Origin of the sequence: Moraxella sp. TY6, assembly GCF_048551375.1 — a bacterium.
Taxonomy (GTDB): Bacteria; Pseudomonadota; Gammaproteobacteria; order Pseudomonadales; family Moraxellaceae; genus Faucicola.
Map to the genome: position 1 here is coordinate 134,184 of NZ_JBLYZJ010000007.1, position 17,291 is coordinate 151,474.

Annotated in this window: 17 protein-coding genes; 9 read left to right on the plus strand and 8 right to left on the minus strand. The window is 42.6% G+C overall.

What is annotated here, in order from left to right; all coding sequences use genetic code 11:
- Positions 1–82: 82 nt before the first annotated feature.
- Positions 83–355 carry a GNAT family N-acetyltransferase gene (locus ACK1U4_RS07130; protein ID WP_419400193.1) on the minus strand — a complete coding sequence of 91 codons (273 nt, stop codon included), beginning with the start codon at positions 353–355 and terminating at the stop codon, positions 83–85.
- A 28-nt stretch (positions 356–383) separates the two neighbouring features.
- On the minus strand, positions 384–761 hold the full coding sequence (locus ACK1U4_RS07135) for a hypothetical protein (protein ID WP_419400194.1): 378 nt from the start codon (positions 759–761) through the stop codon (positions 384–386).
- 169 nt (positions 762–930) lie between these two features.
- Here ACK1U4_RS07135 and ettA point away from each other — a divergent pair, with 169 nt between their 5' ends.
- The 4 genes from ettA to ACK1U4_RS07155 all read left to right on the plus strand — a co-directional run bounded on the left by ettA (position 931) and on the right by ACK1U4_RS07155 (position 6,332).
- Positions 931–2,592 carry an energy-dependent translational throttle protein EttA gene (gene ettA, locus ACK1U4_RS07140; RefSeq protein WP_419400195.1) on the plus strand — a complete coding sequence of 554 codons (1,662 nt, stop codon included), beginning with the start codon at positions 931–933 and terminating at the stop codon, positions 2,590–2,592.
- Positions 2,593–2,698: 106 nt separating this feature from the next.
- Entirely contained in the window at positions 2,699–3,991 is a 1,293-nt protein-coding gene (locus ACK1U4_RS07145) for an AAA family ATPase (RefSeq protein WP_419400196.1), read from the plus strand.
- A complete protein-coding gene (locus tag ACK1U4_RS07150; RefSeq protein WP_419400197.1) occupies positions 3,985–4,563 on the plus strand; it encodes a hypothetical protein in 579 nt (192 codons plus the stop codon). The genes ACK1U4_RS07145 and ACK1U4_RS07150 overlap by 7 nt, the downstream gene beginning before the upstream one ends.
- Before the next feature lie 2 nt (positions 4,564–4,565).
- The gene (locus ACK1U4_RS07155) at positions 4,566–6,332 is read left to right on the plus strand and encodes an SWIM zinc finger family protein (RefSeq protein WP_419400198.1); all 1,767 of its coding nucleotides are present in this window, start codon (positions 4,566–4,568) and stop codon (positions 6,330–6,332) included.
- Between the two features lie 55 nt (positions 6,333–6,387).
- Here the strand turns inward: ACK1U4_RS07155 and serA are convergent, their stop codons facing one another.
- Positions 6,388–7,620, minus strand: a complete 1,233-nt coding sequence (gene serA, locus ACK1U4_RS07160) for a phosphoglycerate dehydrogenase (RefSeq protein WP_419400199.1) — start codon at positions 7,618–7,620, stop codon at positions 6,388–6,390.
- Between the two features lie 166 nt (positions 7,621–7,786).
- Here serA and ACK1U4_RS07165 point away from each other — a divergent pair, with 166 nt between their 5' ends.
- The 5 genes from ACK1U4_RS07165 to ACK1U4_RS07185 all read left to right on the plus strand — a co-directional run bounded on the left by ACK1U4_RS07165 (position 7,787) and on the right by ACK1U4_RS07185 (position 11,848).
- A complete protein-coding gene (locus ACK1U4_RS07165) occupies positions 7,787–8,122 on the plus strand; it encodes a hypothetical protein (RefSeq protein ID WP_419400200.1) in 336 nt (111 codons plus the stop codon).
- Between the two features lie 38 nt (positions 8,123–8,160).
- Entirely contained in the window at positions 8,161–9,555 is a 1,395-nt protein-coding gene (locus tag ACK1U4_RS07170) for an FAD-binding oxidoreductase (protein WP_419400201.1), read from the plus strand.
- Between the two features lie 163 nt (positions 9,556–9,718).
- Positions 9,719–10,117, plus strand: coding sequence for a hypothetical protein (locus ACK1U4_RS07175; RefSeq protein ID WP_419400202.1), 399 nt, complete (start codon positions 9,719–9,721; stop codon positions 10,115–10,117).
- Positions 10,118–10,122: 5 nt separating this feature from the next.
- Entirely contained in the window at positions 10,123–10,299 is a 177-nt protein-coding gene (locus ACK1U4_RS07180) for a hypothetical protein (protein ID WP_419400203.1), read from the plus strand.
- A gap of 85 nt (positions 10,300–10,384) precedes the next feature.
- Positions 10,385–11,848, plus strand: a complete 1,464-nt coding sequence (locus tag ACK1U4_RS07185; RefSeq protein ID WP_419400204.1) for an FAD-dependent oxidoreductase — start codon at positions 10,385–10,387, stop codon at positions 11,846–11,848.
- Here ACK1U4_RS07185 and mraY read toward each other — a convergent pair.
- The 5 genes from mraY to ACK1U4_RS07210 form a co-directional block, all read right to left on the minus strand.
- Entirely contained in the window at positions 11,834–12,952 is a 1,119-nt protein-coding gene (gene mraY / locus ACK1U4_RS07190) for a phospho-N-acetylmuramoyl-pentapeptide-transferase (RefSeq protein WP_419400205.1), read from the minus strand. The genes ACK1U4_RS07185 and mraY overlap by 15 nt on opposite strands.
- Before the next feature lie 122 nt (positions 12,953–13,074).
- Positions 13,075–14,574 carry a UDP-N-acetylmuramoyl-tripeptide--D-alanyl-D-alanine ligase gene (locus ACK1U4_RS07195; RefSeq protein ID WP_419400206.1) on the minus strand — a complete coding sequence of 500 codons (1,500 nt, stop codon included), beginning with the start codon at positions 14,572–14,574 and terminating at the stop codon, positions 13,075–13,077.
- 76 nt (positions 14,575–14,650) lie between these two features.
- Positions 14,651–15,331, minus strand: a complete 681-nt coding sequence (locus ACK1U4_RS07200) for a histidine phosphatase family protein (RefSeq protein ID WP_419400207.1) — start codon at positions 15,329–15,331, stop codon at positions 14,651–14,653.
- A gap of 16 nt (positions 15,332–15,347) precedes the next feature.
- A complete protein-coding gene (locus tag ACK1U4_RS07205) occupies positions 15,348–15,731 on the minus strand; it encodes a hypothetical protein (RefSeq protein ID WP_419400208.1) in 384 nt (127 codons plus the stop codon).
- Between the two features lie 26 nt (positions 15,732–15,757).
- A complete protein-coding gene (locus ACK1U4_RS07210; RefSeq protein WP_419400209.1) occupies positions 15,758–17,287 on the minus strand; it encodes a UDP-N-acetylmuramoyl-L-alanyl-D-glutamate--2,6-diaminopimelate ligase in 1,530 nt (509 codons plus the stop codon).
- Positions 17,288–17,291 lie beyond the last annotated feature (4 nt).

Genomic DNA, 17,291 nt, shown 5'->3' on the forward strand with positions numbered 1-17,291 from the left:
CTGACACCAAAATGTTATTTGTAGGGGTGGAGTGTCTACGTAATCCATCCCTACAACCTACCTCTACAAAATTTTTCCTAATTTAAGCCACCAAATCCGCATAGTCAGGATTTTTTTGGATAAAACTTGCCACAAATGAACAGGCAGGTACGACTTTTTTGCCTTGCTCACGTGCGTAGTCAAGGGCGTGTTGGGTCAGTTGTTTTGCCAAACCTTGTCCACCCAACGCTTCTGGCACGATAGTATGGTCATATACCAGTGTATCGCCTTGCGGTTGGTAGCTAAGATAGGCGGTATGTCCGTCTTTTTGAATTTCAAATCGTTGGGTTTGTTCGTTATGGGTAATGGTAGTCATATTTTTTCCTTTTTTAGTTAATGTTAATTTAGTTTAAATCCCAAGGCGTTTCTGCTTCATCATCACGGTCTTCGCTATCATCGTATTGAAATCGCATGATTCGCTCACAGGTGTCAAAAAACTTATCTTGAAAAAGGTCGCCACAGACTGTGACGCTCATCGAAAATTCTGTAATTAAACGTCTATGCTCACTAGAATTGTATAAATCTTTCACAAGAGAATCTATATTGTCACGCTCGATACCAAATTCAGTCAAGACATTGAGAAAACTTTCATACAAATAGTAATAATCACCACCTTTGCCCTTGTAATCTTCATATAGCTTATCTAAAGACTGATGAAATTGTTGAAGTTTCTCGCCTGTCAGTCCATATTTTTCTGCTAGGTCTTCATCAAATTGTGACATTATTTTTTTCTCCATTAAATGTTATGAACTATGCTCAATCATAGAAAATTTTTTTGCTTTTGTAAAATCATTTAAAACCCTATTCAGATAGGCATTATCTGAATTTTAGCCTATAATATCGCATGGTTTTGTAAAGATTTTAAACTTTAATTCTAGGAAACTTATCCAAATGGCTCAATATATTTACACCATGAACAAGGTGTCAAAAATTGTTCCCCCCAAGCGTGAGATTCTCAAAGACATCTCGCTATCTTTCTTTCCTGGGGCGAAGATTGGCGTATTAGGCTTGAACGGTGCAGGTAAATCAACCTTGCTAAAAATCATGGCAGGCGTGGACACCGAGTTTAACGGTGAAGCCCGTGCCCAAGCAGGTATCAAAATCGGCTACCTCGCCCAAGAACCAATGCTCGACCCTGCCAAAGACGTGCGTGGCAATGTCGAAGATGGCGTGCGTGAAGCCCTAGATGCATTGGCTCGCCTTGACGAAATCTATGGCGAATACGCCTTGCCCGATGCCGACTTTGACAAACTTGCCGCCGAACAAGGCAAGATGGAAGACATCATCCAAGCATGGGACGCTCATAACCTAAACACCCAACTCGAAAAAGCCGCCGATGCCCTACGCTTACCTGCGTGGGATGCCGATGTCAGCAAGCTATCGGGCGGTGAAAAACGCCGTGTTGCCCTATGTCGTCTATTGCTATCAAAACCTGATATGCTGTTGTTGGACGAACCAACCAACCACTTGGACGCAGAATCAGTGGCGTGGCTTGAGCGATTCCTTAAAGACTACTCTGGCACAATCGTGGCGATTACCCATGACCGCTATTTCCTTGACAATGTTGCTGAGTGGATTTTGGAACTTGACCGTGGCTATGGCTACCCATACCAAGGCAACTACACCGACTGGCTAGAGCAGAAAAACAAACGCCTAGAGCAAGAGCAAAAGCAAGAAGAAGCCTTTGCCAAAGCCTTGAAACAAGAGCTTGAGTGGGTGCGTAAAAACCAAAAAGGTCAGCAAGCCAAGTCTAAATCTCGTATCGAGCGATTTGAAGAGATGAACTCTCGTGAGTTCCAACAACGCAATGAAACCGCTGAAATCTACATTCCACCAGGACCACGTTTGGGGAATAAAGTCATCGTGGTGGATAATATTTCTAAATCGTTTGGCGACCGTTTGCTATACGAAAACCTATCATTTACCGTGCCACCTTTGGCGATTGTTGGTATCATTGGTCCGAATGGTGCAGGTAAAACCACGCTGTTTAACATGATTACTGGCAAAGACAAGCCTGACACTGGTACGGTTGAAGTCGGTGAGTCAGTCAAAGTCGCTTATGTCGGTCAGGTGCGTGATGAGCTTGACGATAAGAAAACCGTGTGGGAAGAAGTATCGGACGGCTTGGACATGATTACCGTTGGCGAATACACCACGCCAAGCCGTGCCTATATCGGACGCTTTAACTTTAAAGGTCAAGACCAACAAAAACTGGTCGGTAGCCTGTCGGGTGGTGAGCGTAACCGTCTGCAACTTGCCAAGACCTTAAAGCAAGGGGCAAACGTGCTGTTACTGGATGAACCGTCAAATGACCTTGACGTGGAAACCTTGCGTGCGTTGGAAGATGCGGTGGAAGTGTTCCCAGGTACGGTGATGGTGGTGTCGCATGACCGCTGGTTCTTAGACCGTATTGCGACGCATATTTTGGCGTTTGAGGATGAAGGTCCGATTTGGTTTGATGGTAACTACTCTGAGTTTGAGGCGTATCGCAAAAAACAATTGGGTGGGGATGCCGAGCCAAAACGTATGAAATATAAAAAGATTGGTGGTTAATGTTAGACATTAATTATTGAAATTTTTTCAAAGTCCTGTCATGATTTGATGGGGCTTTTTGTTATATGTTTGATTAAATTGGCTGAATTTTACAAGGTGATGAGTGATGGGTTCTGAACAAAATTATGCGTTTAAACGCCTTGAAATCAGTGGTTATAAAAGTATTCAAAATATTGTGATTGAGGATATTCCACCTTTGATGGTTTTGGCTGGGGCAAATGGCTCAGGTAAAAGTAATTTTGTTGATGCCTTAGAGTTATTGAGTCAGCTATTGACTGAAAATGTTGAGAAGCTCGCCCAAAGTATAAACTTGAAAGATAAAATAACTTATAAGGTAAAACAAGGAAAATTTGACGATAGAATACTGTATGAAATAGTCATTAAAAGTAATAAAATCAAAAATGAAAGATTATATTTCCCCAAAAATTTTGTCCTTTATGATGCTAATGCAAACTTCACATTTTCAAAAGAAGAATTACAAGAAAAAATTGATGAGTGTCATTCACAAAAAAAAATTCTAGAGGAAGAAATTGATAGAATTAATTTTATTTTAGAAAAGCAGATTGCTCAAAATAAAACTACTGAAAATTATAAGTCAGCTTACTTCGATATAAAAAAATTAAATGAGATTAGTCTAGAATTATTTGATATCAACTTAAAAATTAGAGATTATGAAGATAAAATTCGTTATCTAGATATTGATGAAGAATTTAGTTTAGTTCAAATATATAAAAACCAGATTAGTCAAATTGAGGAACTGGAAACATTCGTTTCAACTTTATCAAACATCAAAATTTTCCGCATTAACCATCTCGAAGCAAAGAAGCCATCGATTGACAATAGTATTCACCTAAAATCTGACGGTAGTAACCTTGCCAATATCCTTGCCAATTTAGAGCAAGATGACGAAATGCGAGCCACTATCCTTGACTGGTTATGTCTTATCGTTCCCGAAATGCAAAATGTCATTAGCGATAATCGACAACTTGACGGCTCAAAAAGCATTCAGTTTGAAGAAGAAAGTGGCAAGAAATTCCCTGCTCACATGGTATCAGATGGCACGATATATGCTCTATCTATGCTAGTAGCAGTATTAACACGCACCCAAAAAGCAGGCATTACCATCATCGAAGAACCAGAGCGTGGACTACACCCCAAAGCGATTGGTGAATTGATTGGCTTTATCAGACAGCACGCCAGCCACCATCATCCCATTATTTTAACAACCCATAGCGAATCCGTGGTACGAGAATTGGAGCTTGATGAGCTGTTTTTTGTCAGTAAAGAGCAAGGTATTACCAAAATCAAAAGTGTTAAAGATTCTGGCGTAGATAAGAGCCAAATTCCCCTAGATACTGCATGGCTAATGAATTTGCTTAACGGCGGTCTGCCATGGTAAAAGTTGGCTTTATCGTAGAGGGTGAAACCGAAAAAATCATCATTGAATCGGAGCAGTTCCGAGCATTTTTGCAAAAACATGGCTATGAGTTGATAGACCCTGTTGTTAATGCCAAAGGTGGTGGCAATCTATTACCCAAAAATATTGAACCATCCATTAAGGCTATCGAACAAGGTCAGCCTGATAAAATCTTCGTTTTGACTGATTTGGAAAATAACGCTAGCATTGCTGATGTTAGACAACGTATTTATCATGCAAAAATCGAATTGGTTTTTGTCGCTGTCAAAGCCATCGAAGCTTGGTTTTTGGCAGATACGCAAGCGATGAAAAAATTCTTGAAATCAGAAAATTTTGCGTTAGAAACGTACCCAGAGCAAACAGTAACCATGCCCTTTGATAGAATTAAAGAAATTATCATGCAGTTAAAAGTTCGTGGGATTGGCTCAAAGGTTTTATTAGCCAAACAAATGACCAAACATCATGGATTTTCTATCGAAAATTCTGCCAATCACCCGAATTGCCCCAGTGCCAAAGAACTGGTTGATTACTTTACATTACACAAAGAACTCTAATCATGCCCACATTACTCCGTAACTTTAAACAACTTTTCAACCCTAAAATCATCGAACGTGGGATTGGCTATCACAAAAACGGTGAGGTGCTAAACCTACGCAATGACTACGACAACCATTGGACAGCCATTGTTCAAGGCAATCAGCGTTATCGAGTCGAAATCGAACTATCCAAAAATGGCTGGGGCGATATCTTTATTGATAACATGGATTGTACCTGTGAATACGAAGATAACTGCAAACACCAAGTTGCCGTATTGCTAAAACTACAAGACCAAATCCTCACCGTCAATGATACGCCCAAAACGCAAGCCCCTAGCCTTAGCGACCAACTTGCCAGTTTTGACAAAACCCAACTTATTGAATTTATCACCTATTTATCAGATAAATATCTAAACTTAGAACAAGACTGGATATTATGGGCAAACAAACACGCCCATCAACCAAACAAAGCGACACCCCACCAAAAACCCCGATATCCCACAGATGACCAAGTCCAAAAAACCATCCAACAACGCATTAACCGAATCTTGACCCTAGATGAATTCAACGATTGGGAAGAATTTGTGTTTGATGAGCAAAGCCAAGCCCTTGAGGATTTATTCGCTGAATTTCAGTGTCAACCGCATTATTTACGCCAAATCGCCTGTACTTGGATTGATATTGCACTTAGCACCTATGATGAGGTTTATGACGAAGTTGACGATACCTTGATACTTTGCCTTGCCGTTTTATCCGAACAATGTTTCGCTATTAATGATTATCATGCTGACTGGTATCAAGACTTTATGCCAGTCACGTCGCAGATGGACAACGATATGATTCAACAGCTATCGATTTTAGCAGATAGTTGGCGACAAGGTACTTTACGGGGTCAATATACCAGTGTTACCAGTATTGAGCGTTTTTGGTTTGATTTTTTGTGGAGCTTGAATCAGCAAGATGAAGCAATGAAGTGGCTGAATCAAGTGATTGAAAGAGCAGAAAAATATCAAAGCTATCAATTAGATAGCTTGCTCAAGTTTAAATGGCAAGTGCTGGATTCTTTGGGACAGGACACCCAAGCTGAAATTGATAAACACTTAAATTTACCAAAAATACGTCAATTAAAGATTGATAGATTGCTACAAAAATCCCAGTTTGATGAAGCCATTGCCTTAATCAATGAGGGTATCCGCACGACCAAATTTCAAAACCAACAAACCACATGGTATGAGCAGTTGGTACAGATTGGTGAGCAAATCAATGATGTAAAATTGGTACGAGAAATCAGCGAAATTTTGACTTTCAACAACTATGAACTGAATAAAAAATATATGGCTATTTGGAAAAATACCTTTGATAATAAAGACTGGGAGCAGGTTAGAAACACGACCCAAAACCAACTTTTAAAAGCCAAAAAATATGAAATATTGGCAAAATTTTATGACCTTGAGGGGCAAGATAATGAATTGGTTAACTTGTTAAAAAAGTTAGGCATGAAATATTTAATTGATAAATATGCTGACAAAATTGCCAAACAAGACATGACATGGTTAATAGATTTTTACCGTAAATCATGGCAACAACGTATTGACCATTTATCCAGTCGCAAAGAATATCAAACCTTTGCCACCGAAATCAGTCAAGCGATGGCACAGTTTCCGCAAGGCAAATCGGCTTGGACAGCCAGTGTACAACATTGGATTACGCAGTTTTCCACCAAAACTGCTAACCGTGGGCGAAAGCCTGCTTTGGTGGAAGAGTTGTCAAAAATTTTAGCGAAGTGATTAAAAAATTAAAAAGGACGTATTCAATACGCCCTTTTTACTTTAAAAACTTGTATTAAAACAACACCCTAACACGAATGGTTTCTGGGATTTGTTTTAGGGCATCAAGGGCTTTTTGCGAATCGCCATCACCCACATCCATCACCAAATAACCCACATCTTCTTCCGTCATCAGACTTTGAGCAAAGATATTGATATTGGCATCGGCAAACGATTTATTGATTTGCGACAATACCCCTGGTACGTTTTTATGAATGTGGAGCAAACGGTGCGTACCTTCTTTTTGTGGTAGGCTGATGTTCGGGAAGTTCACAGACGTTGCAGTATCACCCATATCTGAATAACGCACGAATTTTTCGGCAACTTCTAGCCCAATATTGGCTTGAGCCTCTTGGGTTGAACCACCAACGTGTGGGGTCAAAATCACATTATCAAAGGCACGCAATGGCGATTCAAATTCTTCATCAGCCGATTTTGGCTCTTTGGGGAATACGTCAATCGCCGCCCCAATGATATGACCGCTTTTGAGTGCATCTGCCAATGCGTCAATATCCACACATTTGCCACGAGCGGCATTAATCAGGTGAGATTTTGGCTTCATTTTTGCCAATTCGGTGGCGGTAATCATATTGCGAGTGCTTGGTAAGTCTGGCACGTGTAGCGTGACCACATCGGCATTCGCCAACAGTTCATCAAGGCTTGCGACTTGGCGAGCGTTACCCAATGGTAATTTGGTGATGACATCATGGTAGATGACTTTCATGCCTAGGCTTTCTGCCAATACTGATAGCTGTGAGCCGATTGAGCCATAGCCGACAATCCCCAAGGTTTTGCCACGCACTTCGTAGCTGTCTTTGGCAGATTTATTCCAACCGCCACGATGTACAACGGCATTTTTTTCTGGGATACCACGCATTAGCATGATGATTTCGGCAAGTACCAATTCTGCGACTGAGCGAGTGTTTGAGAATGGGGCGTTAAACACAGGAATCCCAAGCTCACGAGCCGAATCCAAATCGACTTGGTTTGTACCAATACAAAAACAGCCAATCGCAATGAGTTTTTCGGCTTTTTCGAGGATGTCTTTGGTTAAGTTGGTGCGTGAGCGAATGCCAATAAAGTGTGCGTCTTTGATTTTTTCGGCAAGTTCTTCTGGGTCGAGGGCGGTGCTGATGTTTTCAATGTTGTTGTACCCTGCTTGGTGCAACACTTTGAACGCATTGTCATGCAAGCCTTCGAGCATTAGAAAACGGATTTTGTCTTTTTCGAGCGAAAGATTTTGTGCCATGATTACCTCTTTTTTAAGGTTTTGCAGGGGGATGGTGCTTTTTGGAATGGGGAATATGGTATCATAAATGCGAATAAATTTGTGCTGAATATCGATAACATTAAACGGCATAAGGTCTAACTTTTGGTGTTAATACGGTTAAATTTTTGATAAAAAGGAAAATAAAATGATAGCGTTAGATTTTGCCCCAGAAAAGCAAGCCGTCATTGAGCAAGCTTCGCAAATCGCAGGCATGGCGATGGCAGATTTTATTCAAGAATATGCCTATCAAAATGCTTTAATGTTGTTGGATTCACAACAACCCATTTATACCAATAAGACCGAAGAACCGACAGGTGAACTGAATTTTTATACCATGTGGCAAGACCGTTTTAGCGATACGGACGATATCGAACAGCAACAAAAAGAAGTCAATGCCCTATTAAATCAAATGAGCAAGGGACGTAATTTTTTATCAGTTTATTCCAAAATTAAAATTCATCCCATTTTTTCTCATTCCTAATGCCTAATTTAGAAAACTTAGTGTAAAGAGTACCAAAGATGACCATCCAAACCCTTATCGACCATCTTACCGCCCAAGGTTTTGACGAACAGCAAATCAAAACCGATGCCGACAGCCTCGCCTTTTGGGGCAAAGACTGGACAAAACACTTTGAACCCAACGCCAGTGCGATTTTATTCCCAAAATCCACCGAACAAGTGCAAACCATCGTCAAACAATGTAACGCACTCGGCATTGTCATTACCCCAAGTGGCGGACGTACTGGGCTATCGGCTGGGGCAGTTGCCAGTAACGGTGAAGTGGTGGTCAGCCTTGATAAAATGCACAAAGTCATTGACTTCTACCCTGCTGACCGCCTTGTTCATGTCGAAGCAGGTATCGTCACCAAAGCCTTGCAAGACTATGCCGAGGAGCAAGGGCTGTACTACCCTGTCGATTTTGCCTCCGCAGGCTCAAGCCAAATCGGTGGCAACATCGGCACGAATGCAGGCGGTATCAAGGTGATTCGCTACGGCATGACTCGCAACTGGGTCGCAGGCTTGACCGTGGTCACAGGCAAAGGCGATATCCTCAAGCTCAATAACGGCATGATAAAAAACGCCACAGGCTATGATTTACGCCAGTTATTGATTGGGGCAGAGGGAACGCTCGGCATCGTCACCGAAGCCCAAATCCGCCTCGAACGCCCACCCAAAAACCTCACCGTCATGGTACTAGGCGTGCCAGCCTTTGCCAATGTCATGCAGATTTTGTCCGCCTTTCAAAGCCAAATGGATTTGACCGCTTTTGAATTTTTTGATGAGGTGGCAGTCGAGAAACTACTCGCCACAGGTCATGTGCATAAGCCGTTTGAAACCGATGCCCCATTTTATGCCTTGCTCGAATTTGAAGCCCCGTATGAGCAAATCATGGACACCGCCATGCAGATTTTTGAGGACTGTATGGCAGCGGGTTGGGTGCTAGATGGTGTGATGAGCCAGTCGATTCACCAAGCCCAAGAGCTATGGAAACTGCGTGAGTATATCTCTGAAACCATCTCAGTGTTTACCCCTTACAAAAATGACGTATCGGTGCTAATCACCCATGTGCCTGATTTTATTGCCGATATTGATAAAATCGTCAGCGAAAATTACCCAGATTTCCAAGTGTGTTGGTTTGGGCATATTGGTGATGGCAATTTGCATTTGAACATCCTAAAACCTGATACGATGAGCAAGGAAGAGTTTTTTGAGAAATGCCAAGTGGTAAATGTCAAAGTGTTTGAAACCGTGCAGAAATATGGCGGTTCGATTTCGGCAGAGCATGGCGTGGGCATGACCAAAAAACCGTATCTCACTTATACTCGCTCGGCAACGGAAATTGACTATCTGCGTGGCGTGAAAGCGGTATTTGACCCCAATGGCATTATGAATAAAGGGAAAATTTTTGATTGACGATAGAGGCTATAGCATGGGTTAGCGACAAGTTCAGAAAAAAGTTTATTCATGTTATATTCAGAAATTTGAAATATTTTCAAGAGATTATATTGATAAACATGATTATCTAAGCTAAATTAAATAAGCAGGATTACTTACAATTTCTATTAAGGACAAACCAATGAAGCTTTTTAAAACAACTTTATTCACTAGTGGTTTATTATTGATGAGCGTAGCCCATGCTGATTGTGTTTCCTCTCTCAATCTTCAAGACCTAAACGCTCAGTTAGCGAACTCCAATCAATATTATGCTAAAGTAAAATCGCCTGTACAATGCAAAAGCCCTAAGTCTGCTTATGATAAAGCCGTTTGTAGCGACCCAAAGCTCAAAACCTTAGATTTACTGGCACTTCGTGCAGATGTTTATGCGTATGAAAACGCCACAGCGACTGAACTTACAGGCAAAAAATTAACAGCAGAAATTAATGAATCGCATAAGTATCATCAAAAAGCAAAAACTAAAGAAGCTATTTGCAAAACCTTATTAGAAACTGACAGTATTGATAGTGTTTGGAAATAAAAGCAGTGAACACTGACTATAAAAAAGAATTTTTGCAATTTACTGATAACATTCCAGTTTATTATCTTAGCGAAAATGAAATTGAGTTGGTAAATGAAATGCTTGGTGACACTATGCCAGCCAATGACGAATTAAAACAGTTGTTAGCATTAGGTGAAAAGTTACTGACAAAAAGTGCTTGATTCAAAAAGACTTACCAAAAAGGGGTATTAACTAATACCCTTTTTTGCTATGGTACGCTTTTAAATTTATCCAAAAATAATAACAATGACAACCAAAAATAACCCATTATCTAAGCCCCTCAAAGTCGCCATCATCGGCGGTGGCGTGGCAGGCTCGACCATCGCCATTCGCCTCGCCATGACAGGGGCGACCGTGCATTTATTCGAGAAAAATGCCAGTCTTATCAACGCCCCACCCATGTGCCACCTCCACGCAGGGGGCAATCTGTACCGAGAAATCAGCGATGACGACTGCAAAACCCTCATGTGTCAATGTATCGACATCGCTCGGCTATATCCACATAGCATTGACGTACGTCCCACCATTATCGCTGTGCCAACACGAGATACACAAACCGCCAGTGATTTATTACCACGCCTAAAATTATTGCAAACCTTTTACCAAACCTTGATTGAGCAAAACCCCAGTCATCAAGTATTAGGCAAAGCCGAAGATTACTACCGTGTTTATCAGCGTGACGAGTTGGAAAGTTTAGCCAAATGTGACCTTGTAGCGAATCCACAAACCACGGATGATTGGCTGATTGGTTACGCCAAACTGGTGGATTTGGACAAACTGCAATACCCTGTGATAGCGGTGCAAGAATACGGCTGGAATATTTTTCGGCTATCGGCTTCAGCTCATTTGCAGTTAGACAATTTACCAAACGCCCACGTTTTGACCCATACCAAAGTGACTGATTTAACCCAATCAGAAAACGGTTGGCAAATAACTGTTGAAACAAACCAAACCGAACAAGCCGAAGTCAAAACCTTTAATGTTGATTATGTCATCAACGCCTGCGGTTTTCGCACAGGTATAATTGATGATAAAGTGGGCGTGAAAGTCGAGCGGATGGTCGAGTTTAAAGCTTCGTATTTGGCATATTGGCAAAATTTTGGCTATCCACTGCCTGAGATGATTTTTCATGGTGAACGTGGCACACCACACGGCATGGCACAGTTTACCCCCTATCCCAATGGGATTTTCCAATTACATGGCATGACCGAAGCCATTACCCTGTTTAAAGATGGCTTAAGCAAAAGCACCGACACCAGTTCGCAACCGCCCATCAATCCGCAATACCTCGACTATATCGAGAACGGTTGGGATAAATCCACCTTGCAAAATCGCACGCAAAAGGCGATTGATTATGTGGCGGAATTTATCCCCAATTTTGCGACAGCGACACCGATTGATAATGCGTTATATGGTGGTCAGCAAGTGCCGAGCGATGATATCAGCGTGCGTGTGGCGGATTTGCAAGTATTTGCGGATAAACGTTATGCGATTGCCGAAAACGTCAAAGCCAACTCCGCCCTTGACGTGGCGGATGGCGTGGTGGAAGCCTTGATTGAGGGGAAACTATTGCCGATTGAGGCTCGTAAGCGGTTGAGTTGGCAAGTGATTGAAGTGGAGGAAGTGAACACCCTCGCCCACCAATTGGCAAATCAACGAGGTTATCCACTAGCGATGGCGAAAGTGAGTCAAGCCTTAACGCAATTTTAATGTCATCAATCCCAAAATCACAAGGATAATGGTAATAATCCAAAAGCGTGCAACGACTTGGGTTTCTTGCCAGCCACCCAATTCAAAATGGTGGTGCAAAGGGGCCATACGGAAAATTCGTTTTTTACGCAATTTGTAAGAGCCGACCTGTAGCATCACCGAAATCGCCTCCGCCACAAATAATCCACCCATGATAAATAGCACAAATTCTTGGCGAGTCATCACCGCAATTGTACCAAGCATACCGCCTAACGCCAATGAGCCAACATCGCCCATAAATACCTGAGCAGGTGGTGCATTAAACCATAAAAAGCCCAACCCTGCCCCTATCATCGCACCGCAAACCACAGTGACTTCGGCATTATAAGCAATAAAAGGAACGTGCATATAATTGGCAAAATTGGCATGACCAGAAATATAGGCAAACACGCCAAGCCCTGCCGATACCAACACCACAGGGAAAATCGCCAAACCGTCCAAACCATCGGTGAGATTGACCGCATTGGATGTGCCATTAATCACAAAATAGGTAAAAATAATAAACGCCAAGCCAAACGGCACAGCCGAGAACGGAATGGATAAATTTTTGAACAATGGAATCAGCAAATCTTGCATCGCATTGGCAGTGGCAATATGCGTTTGCTGAGTGGCAATAAAATACAGCGAAATACCGACAAATAACGCCCCAATGGATAACCAAAAGTATTTTTTACGAGCAATCAAGCCATCAGGATTTTTATGCTTGATTTTTAGCCAGTCATCCGCCCAACCGACTGCCCCAAAGATTACCAACACCACCATCAAAATCCATACATACGGATTGGCAAGGTTCGCCCATAGCAAGGTCGTCACCAAGATACTGGCCAAAATCAGCACCCCACCCATCGTTGGTGTGCCTTTTTTGGCAAGGTGGCTTTGAGGCCCGTCTTCACGAATCGCTTGTCCAAACTTGAGGGTATGCAACTTGGCGATAACACGCCCACCAAACGCCATACTAAAACCCAATGCCGTCAATACTGCCAACAACACTCGTAAGGTCAGTGATGATACTGCCGAAAATGGCGAGTAAAACTGTCCTAACCATTCAAATAACCACAATAGCACAAGGTTTCTCCTTTGGGGTGGTCTGCTTATTGTTAAAATTTACTAAAAATGCAATATTGTAAAAAAATTCTTGTGAAAAATCACGTAAAATTATGCGTATTTTCAAGTGAATAGCTAACCACCTACCCCATCACTTGTTGTAATACCGTTTCCATCGCCATAAACCGTGAGCCTTTCACCAATACGCTACATTTTTGCTCTGCCAAAAGCGATTGTAAATGAGCAGTCAAGTTGTCTTTATTGGCAAAATGAATGGCAAAATCAGTTCGCTCTACGTTGGCAGATTGGGCGGTATGAGCCATCAAATCACCCACGACCAATAAATTATCAACTGGCAATTTTGCTAAATTTTCACCCAATTTGGCGTGTTCGCTCACCGCTTCATCACCCAATTCACCGATATCACCCAGCACCAACACTTTATAACCGTCTTGTTGAATCAGCACATCCGCCCCTGCCAATACTGCAGATGGGTTAGAGTTGTAAGTATCATCAATCAAGGTGTGGCTTGCTGTTTGATTGGTAAAATTAATAAAATTGAGTCGCCCTTTAGCAGGTTTGGCATTCTCTAGCCCTGTCGCAATGGTTTCTAACGGCACGCCCAACGCCACCGCACAGGCGGTACTGGCTAACGCATTAACGATGTTATGCTCACCACTGAAGTTTAGGCAGACATCAAGGCTGTCAATCTCATCGACTTCCAAATTGACGTTTAGGCTAAAGGCACTGTGGTCGGCAAATACATCCACATCATCGGCAAACACATCGCCCATCAATAGCACGGTGTCTTCATCGGTCAAACCAATTTCTTTGGCTTGCTCCATATCCACCCCAGCCTCTGCAAGCGACACATCTCGCTCACCAAAGGTCAGTACATTTGGGGTAAACTGTTGGGCTTGTGCTATTAAACTATCAAAATAATCATCGCCAAATGGCACAACCGCCACGCCTGCCTGTTGCATATCATCTTGTTGTAAGCCTTGAAAAATCTCGGCTTTGGTCTTGGCGATATTATCACGTCCGCCAAACTCACCAAGATGCGCCGTGCCGATATTTAGCACGCATGCCACATCAGGGCTAACAAGCTGGGTGGTGTAGGCGATTTCACCAACGTGATTCGCCCCCAATTCCATTACAGCAAATTGGTGTTCGTCACAGAGTTCCAAGAGCATCATGGGAACGCCCAAGTCGTTGTTGAGATTGCCACGAGTCACAAGCGTTGGGGCGATACCGCTTAAAATACTGCCAAGCATTTCTTTGGCAGTGGTTTTGCCCATACTGCCTGTGATGGCGACCACTTTTAGGTTGGGGTGTTGGTCACGGCGGTATTTGCCGAGTTGTCCGAGGGCGAGTTTAGTGTCATCGACAATCAGTTGGGGGAATTGGCAGGCGGTTTGGTGGCTGACAATTGCCATCAATGCCCCTTTGTCGTAGGCGGTTTGGACATAGTCGTGTCCGTCAAAGTTGTCGCCTTTGATAGCGAGGAAGATATCGCCTTGTTCGATTTTGCGGGTGTCGGTGATAATGCGTGTGGCGGTAGTCGTAAATTTGCCGTGCCAAGTGGGATTAAGGGTTTGGACGGCTTGAGTTAGGTTTTCGGTTTGCCAAATATATGGGGTCATTTTAAGTTCTCTTTTTAGTTTTGATATTCATAAAAAATCTATCAATTTCAGTATAGTGCTTTGTTTTATCTGAACTTTAACGAATTTCATCATCATTGCCATCATTACGACTTCGCACCTTGTGAATAGCCAGACCATCAAACAAAAACACCTCACAATTCTTCGGTCGCACCACAAGCTCAAACTCACGAAAGCGTTGCATATTCATCACACGAGGGCTATTGCCAAGCAACACCTGCCACATCAACATGCCAATCCACATCCCATGCGTAAACACCACATACGTCCCATCGGGCAAGCCATCAAAAAACGCTCTAACATTCTTCACACGCTGAACAAACTGCTCAAAACTATCGGTCACATCACTATCTTGATGACTTGGCGATTTTTGCCAAAACTCATCGGCAAGCTTGCGTATCTCATCAAATGACAAATCTTTGATACGCTCAAAGTCCAAATAATTGATTTCATGCAAATCATCAATCATTGTGGCACTGCGACCGACTTTATCCAAAAACGGCTTGGCGGTCTGATGTGTACGCACATATTGCGAGATAAAAATATCAGCAATCGGCTCGTTAATGTGCGATTGCAACCACTCGGCAAGCTCATTGGCTTGGGTCTGCCCCAATTCGGTGATGTTGATTTCATGATTGGGTCGCACCAACTTGCCCGCATTGGACTCACTTTGGGCATGGCGGATTAGGTAGATTTTTTTGCCATTTTTTGGTTGAGTGGTCTGTCCTGTATCAAACATGGTTTATCCTTAGCACTTAAAACGGTTTGTACGGCTCAAAGCCCAAAAATTGATTTCTAATTGCCATTGCTTGATTATAATCAGTCGCAGAAAATACAAACAACCGTTTTTCGTTATCAGAAATTGGTTTGCCAAACTTCGTTAAGGTATATTCTGTACTATCTGCGTTTGTGCTTAATTGATAAAACTCAGTTTCGACATAATGATTGGGATTGGCAAGGTCATCAGCAATCATCTTTAAAATCCATTGGTCATTGCCGTAGTCCATCTCTGCCAAAACCATTTCGGGCGTAGTGTCATCCTCTAGCAAAACTTGCATTCGCTGAATTTCATTTTTAACAGCCGTTTGCAAAATCCCATAAAACTTTGACGGTAAATCAAGAATGAGTGTTGGGTTCATTTATCTTCCAAATTTATTTCCCAAACTTACTTATTAAATTTGGCAATCGCTTCCGCCACCACTTGTTTATCATCAAAATCATGGCGTATCCCATTGATTTCTTGATAAGTTTCATGCCCTTTGCCTGCAATCACCACGATATCATTCGGCTTGGCGTGTTGTACTGCCATATTGATAGCGGTTTTGCGGTCAGCCTCAATTTCGGCTTTTTCGTGCTGTTCGCAACTCATGCCCGATTGCATATCATTGAGAATATCATTGGGGTCTTCGGTGCGTGGATTGTCAGCGGTCAAAATTACCTTGTCCGCAAGCTTCAACGCCACTTGAGCCATCAGCGGACGTTTGCCTTTATCACGGTCGCCCCCACAGCCAAACACCGCCCACAAATTGCCCTCACAATGCGGACGTAAGCTAGTTAACACTTGCTCAAGGGCATCAGGCGTGTGTGCATAATCCACGATAAACGCCCCAACCTTTGACGCTACTCTATCCATACGCCCTGTCGCCCCTTTTAGATTCGGCACAGCGACTTGCAACTGTTCAAGCGACACGCCCATAGCAACCGCCCCTGCGATACTGGCAAGCAAATTGGCGACATTAAAACGCCCCAATAGCGGACTTTTTACCGTTAAATCACCTTGTGGCGTAGCAATGGTCAAATCCACACCATTCAAACTTGGGGCAATATTTTTGGCAAAAAAATCCGCTGTATTATCCATCAAACTATACGTCCAAACCGTGACACCCGATTGTTTGGCAGTATTTATCATCAACGCACTAAATTCATCATCCAAATTGATAATAGCATGGGTCAGGCTTAGGAAATAGGCTTTGTCAAATAGGCGAGCTTTGGCATTGGCATAGTCGTCCATGTCGGTATGGTAGTCGAGATGGTCACGGCTGAGATTGCTATAAATAGCGACTTGGATTGGCAACCCTTGTAAACGTTGTTGGTGCAAGCCATGTGAACTGGCTTCGATGGATAATACTTGCACGTTTTGTTTTGCAAAATCATATACCGCATGATGCAGATTAAACACTTCCATCGTGGTATGGGTGGCAGGGGTCAAGACTGGTAAGCCATTGGCATCAATTAAACCATTACCTGCTGTTCCCATGATGGCAGTTTTGTTACCTGCATGGCTCACCAACTGGGCGACAAGCTGACTTACGGTGGTTTTGCCATTCGTGCCTGTAGTGGCGATGATGGTGGGAAGCTTGATGGGGTCAGCCAGTTGCAGACTTTGAGCGATGATATCCCCCAACATATCTCGGATATTGACAATCGTTACAATCGGAAAATTATAGTGATTCGCAATCGCTGATACATCCAGCTCAGATAGCACAAATACCGCCTTGTCTTTGACTTGGTCAAGGTAGCCTTGTAGGGTAGCCATATCGGTTTTGGCGTTGGGATTTTGGCTTTTTAGCAAGATAAAGGCATTGCCATTGGTGACTTTTCGGCTATCAATGGCAAATTGGTCAAATTCAAGATTGGCAACGCTTTGAAGCTTAGTTTGTAGGGTTTGGGATAAGTTGAATTGGTGGAGTTGCATGATT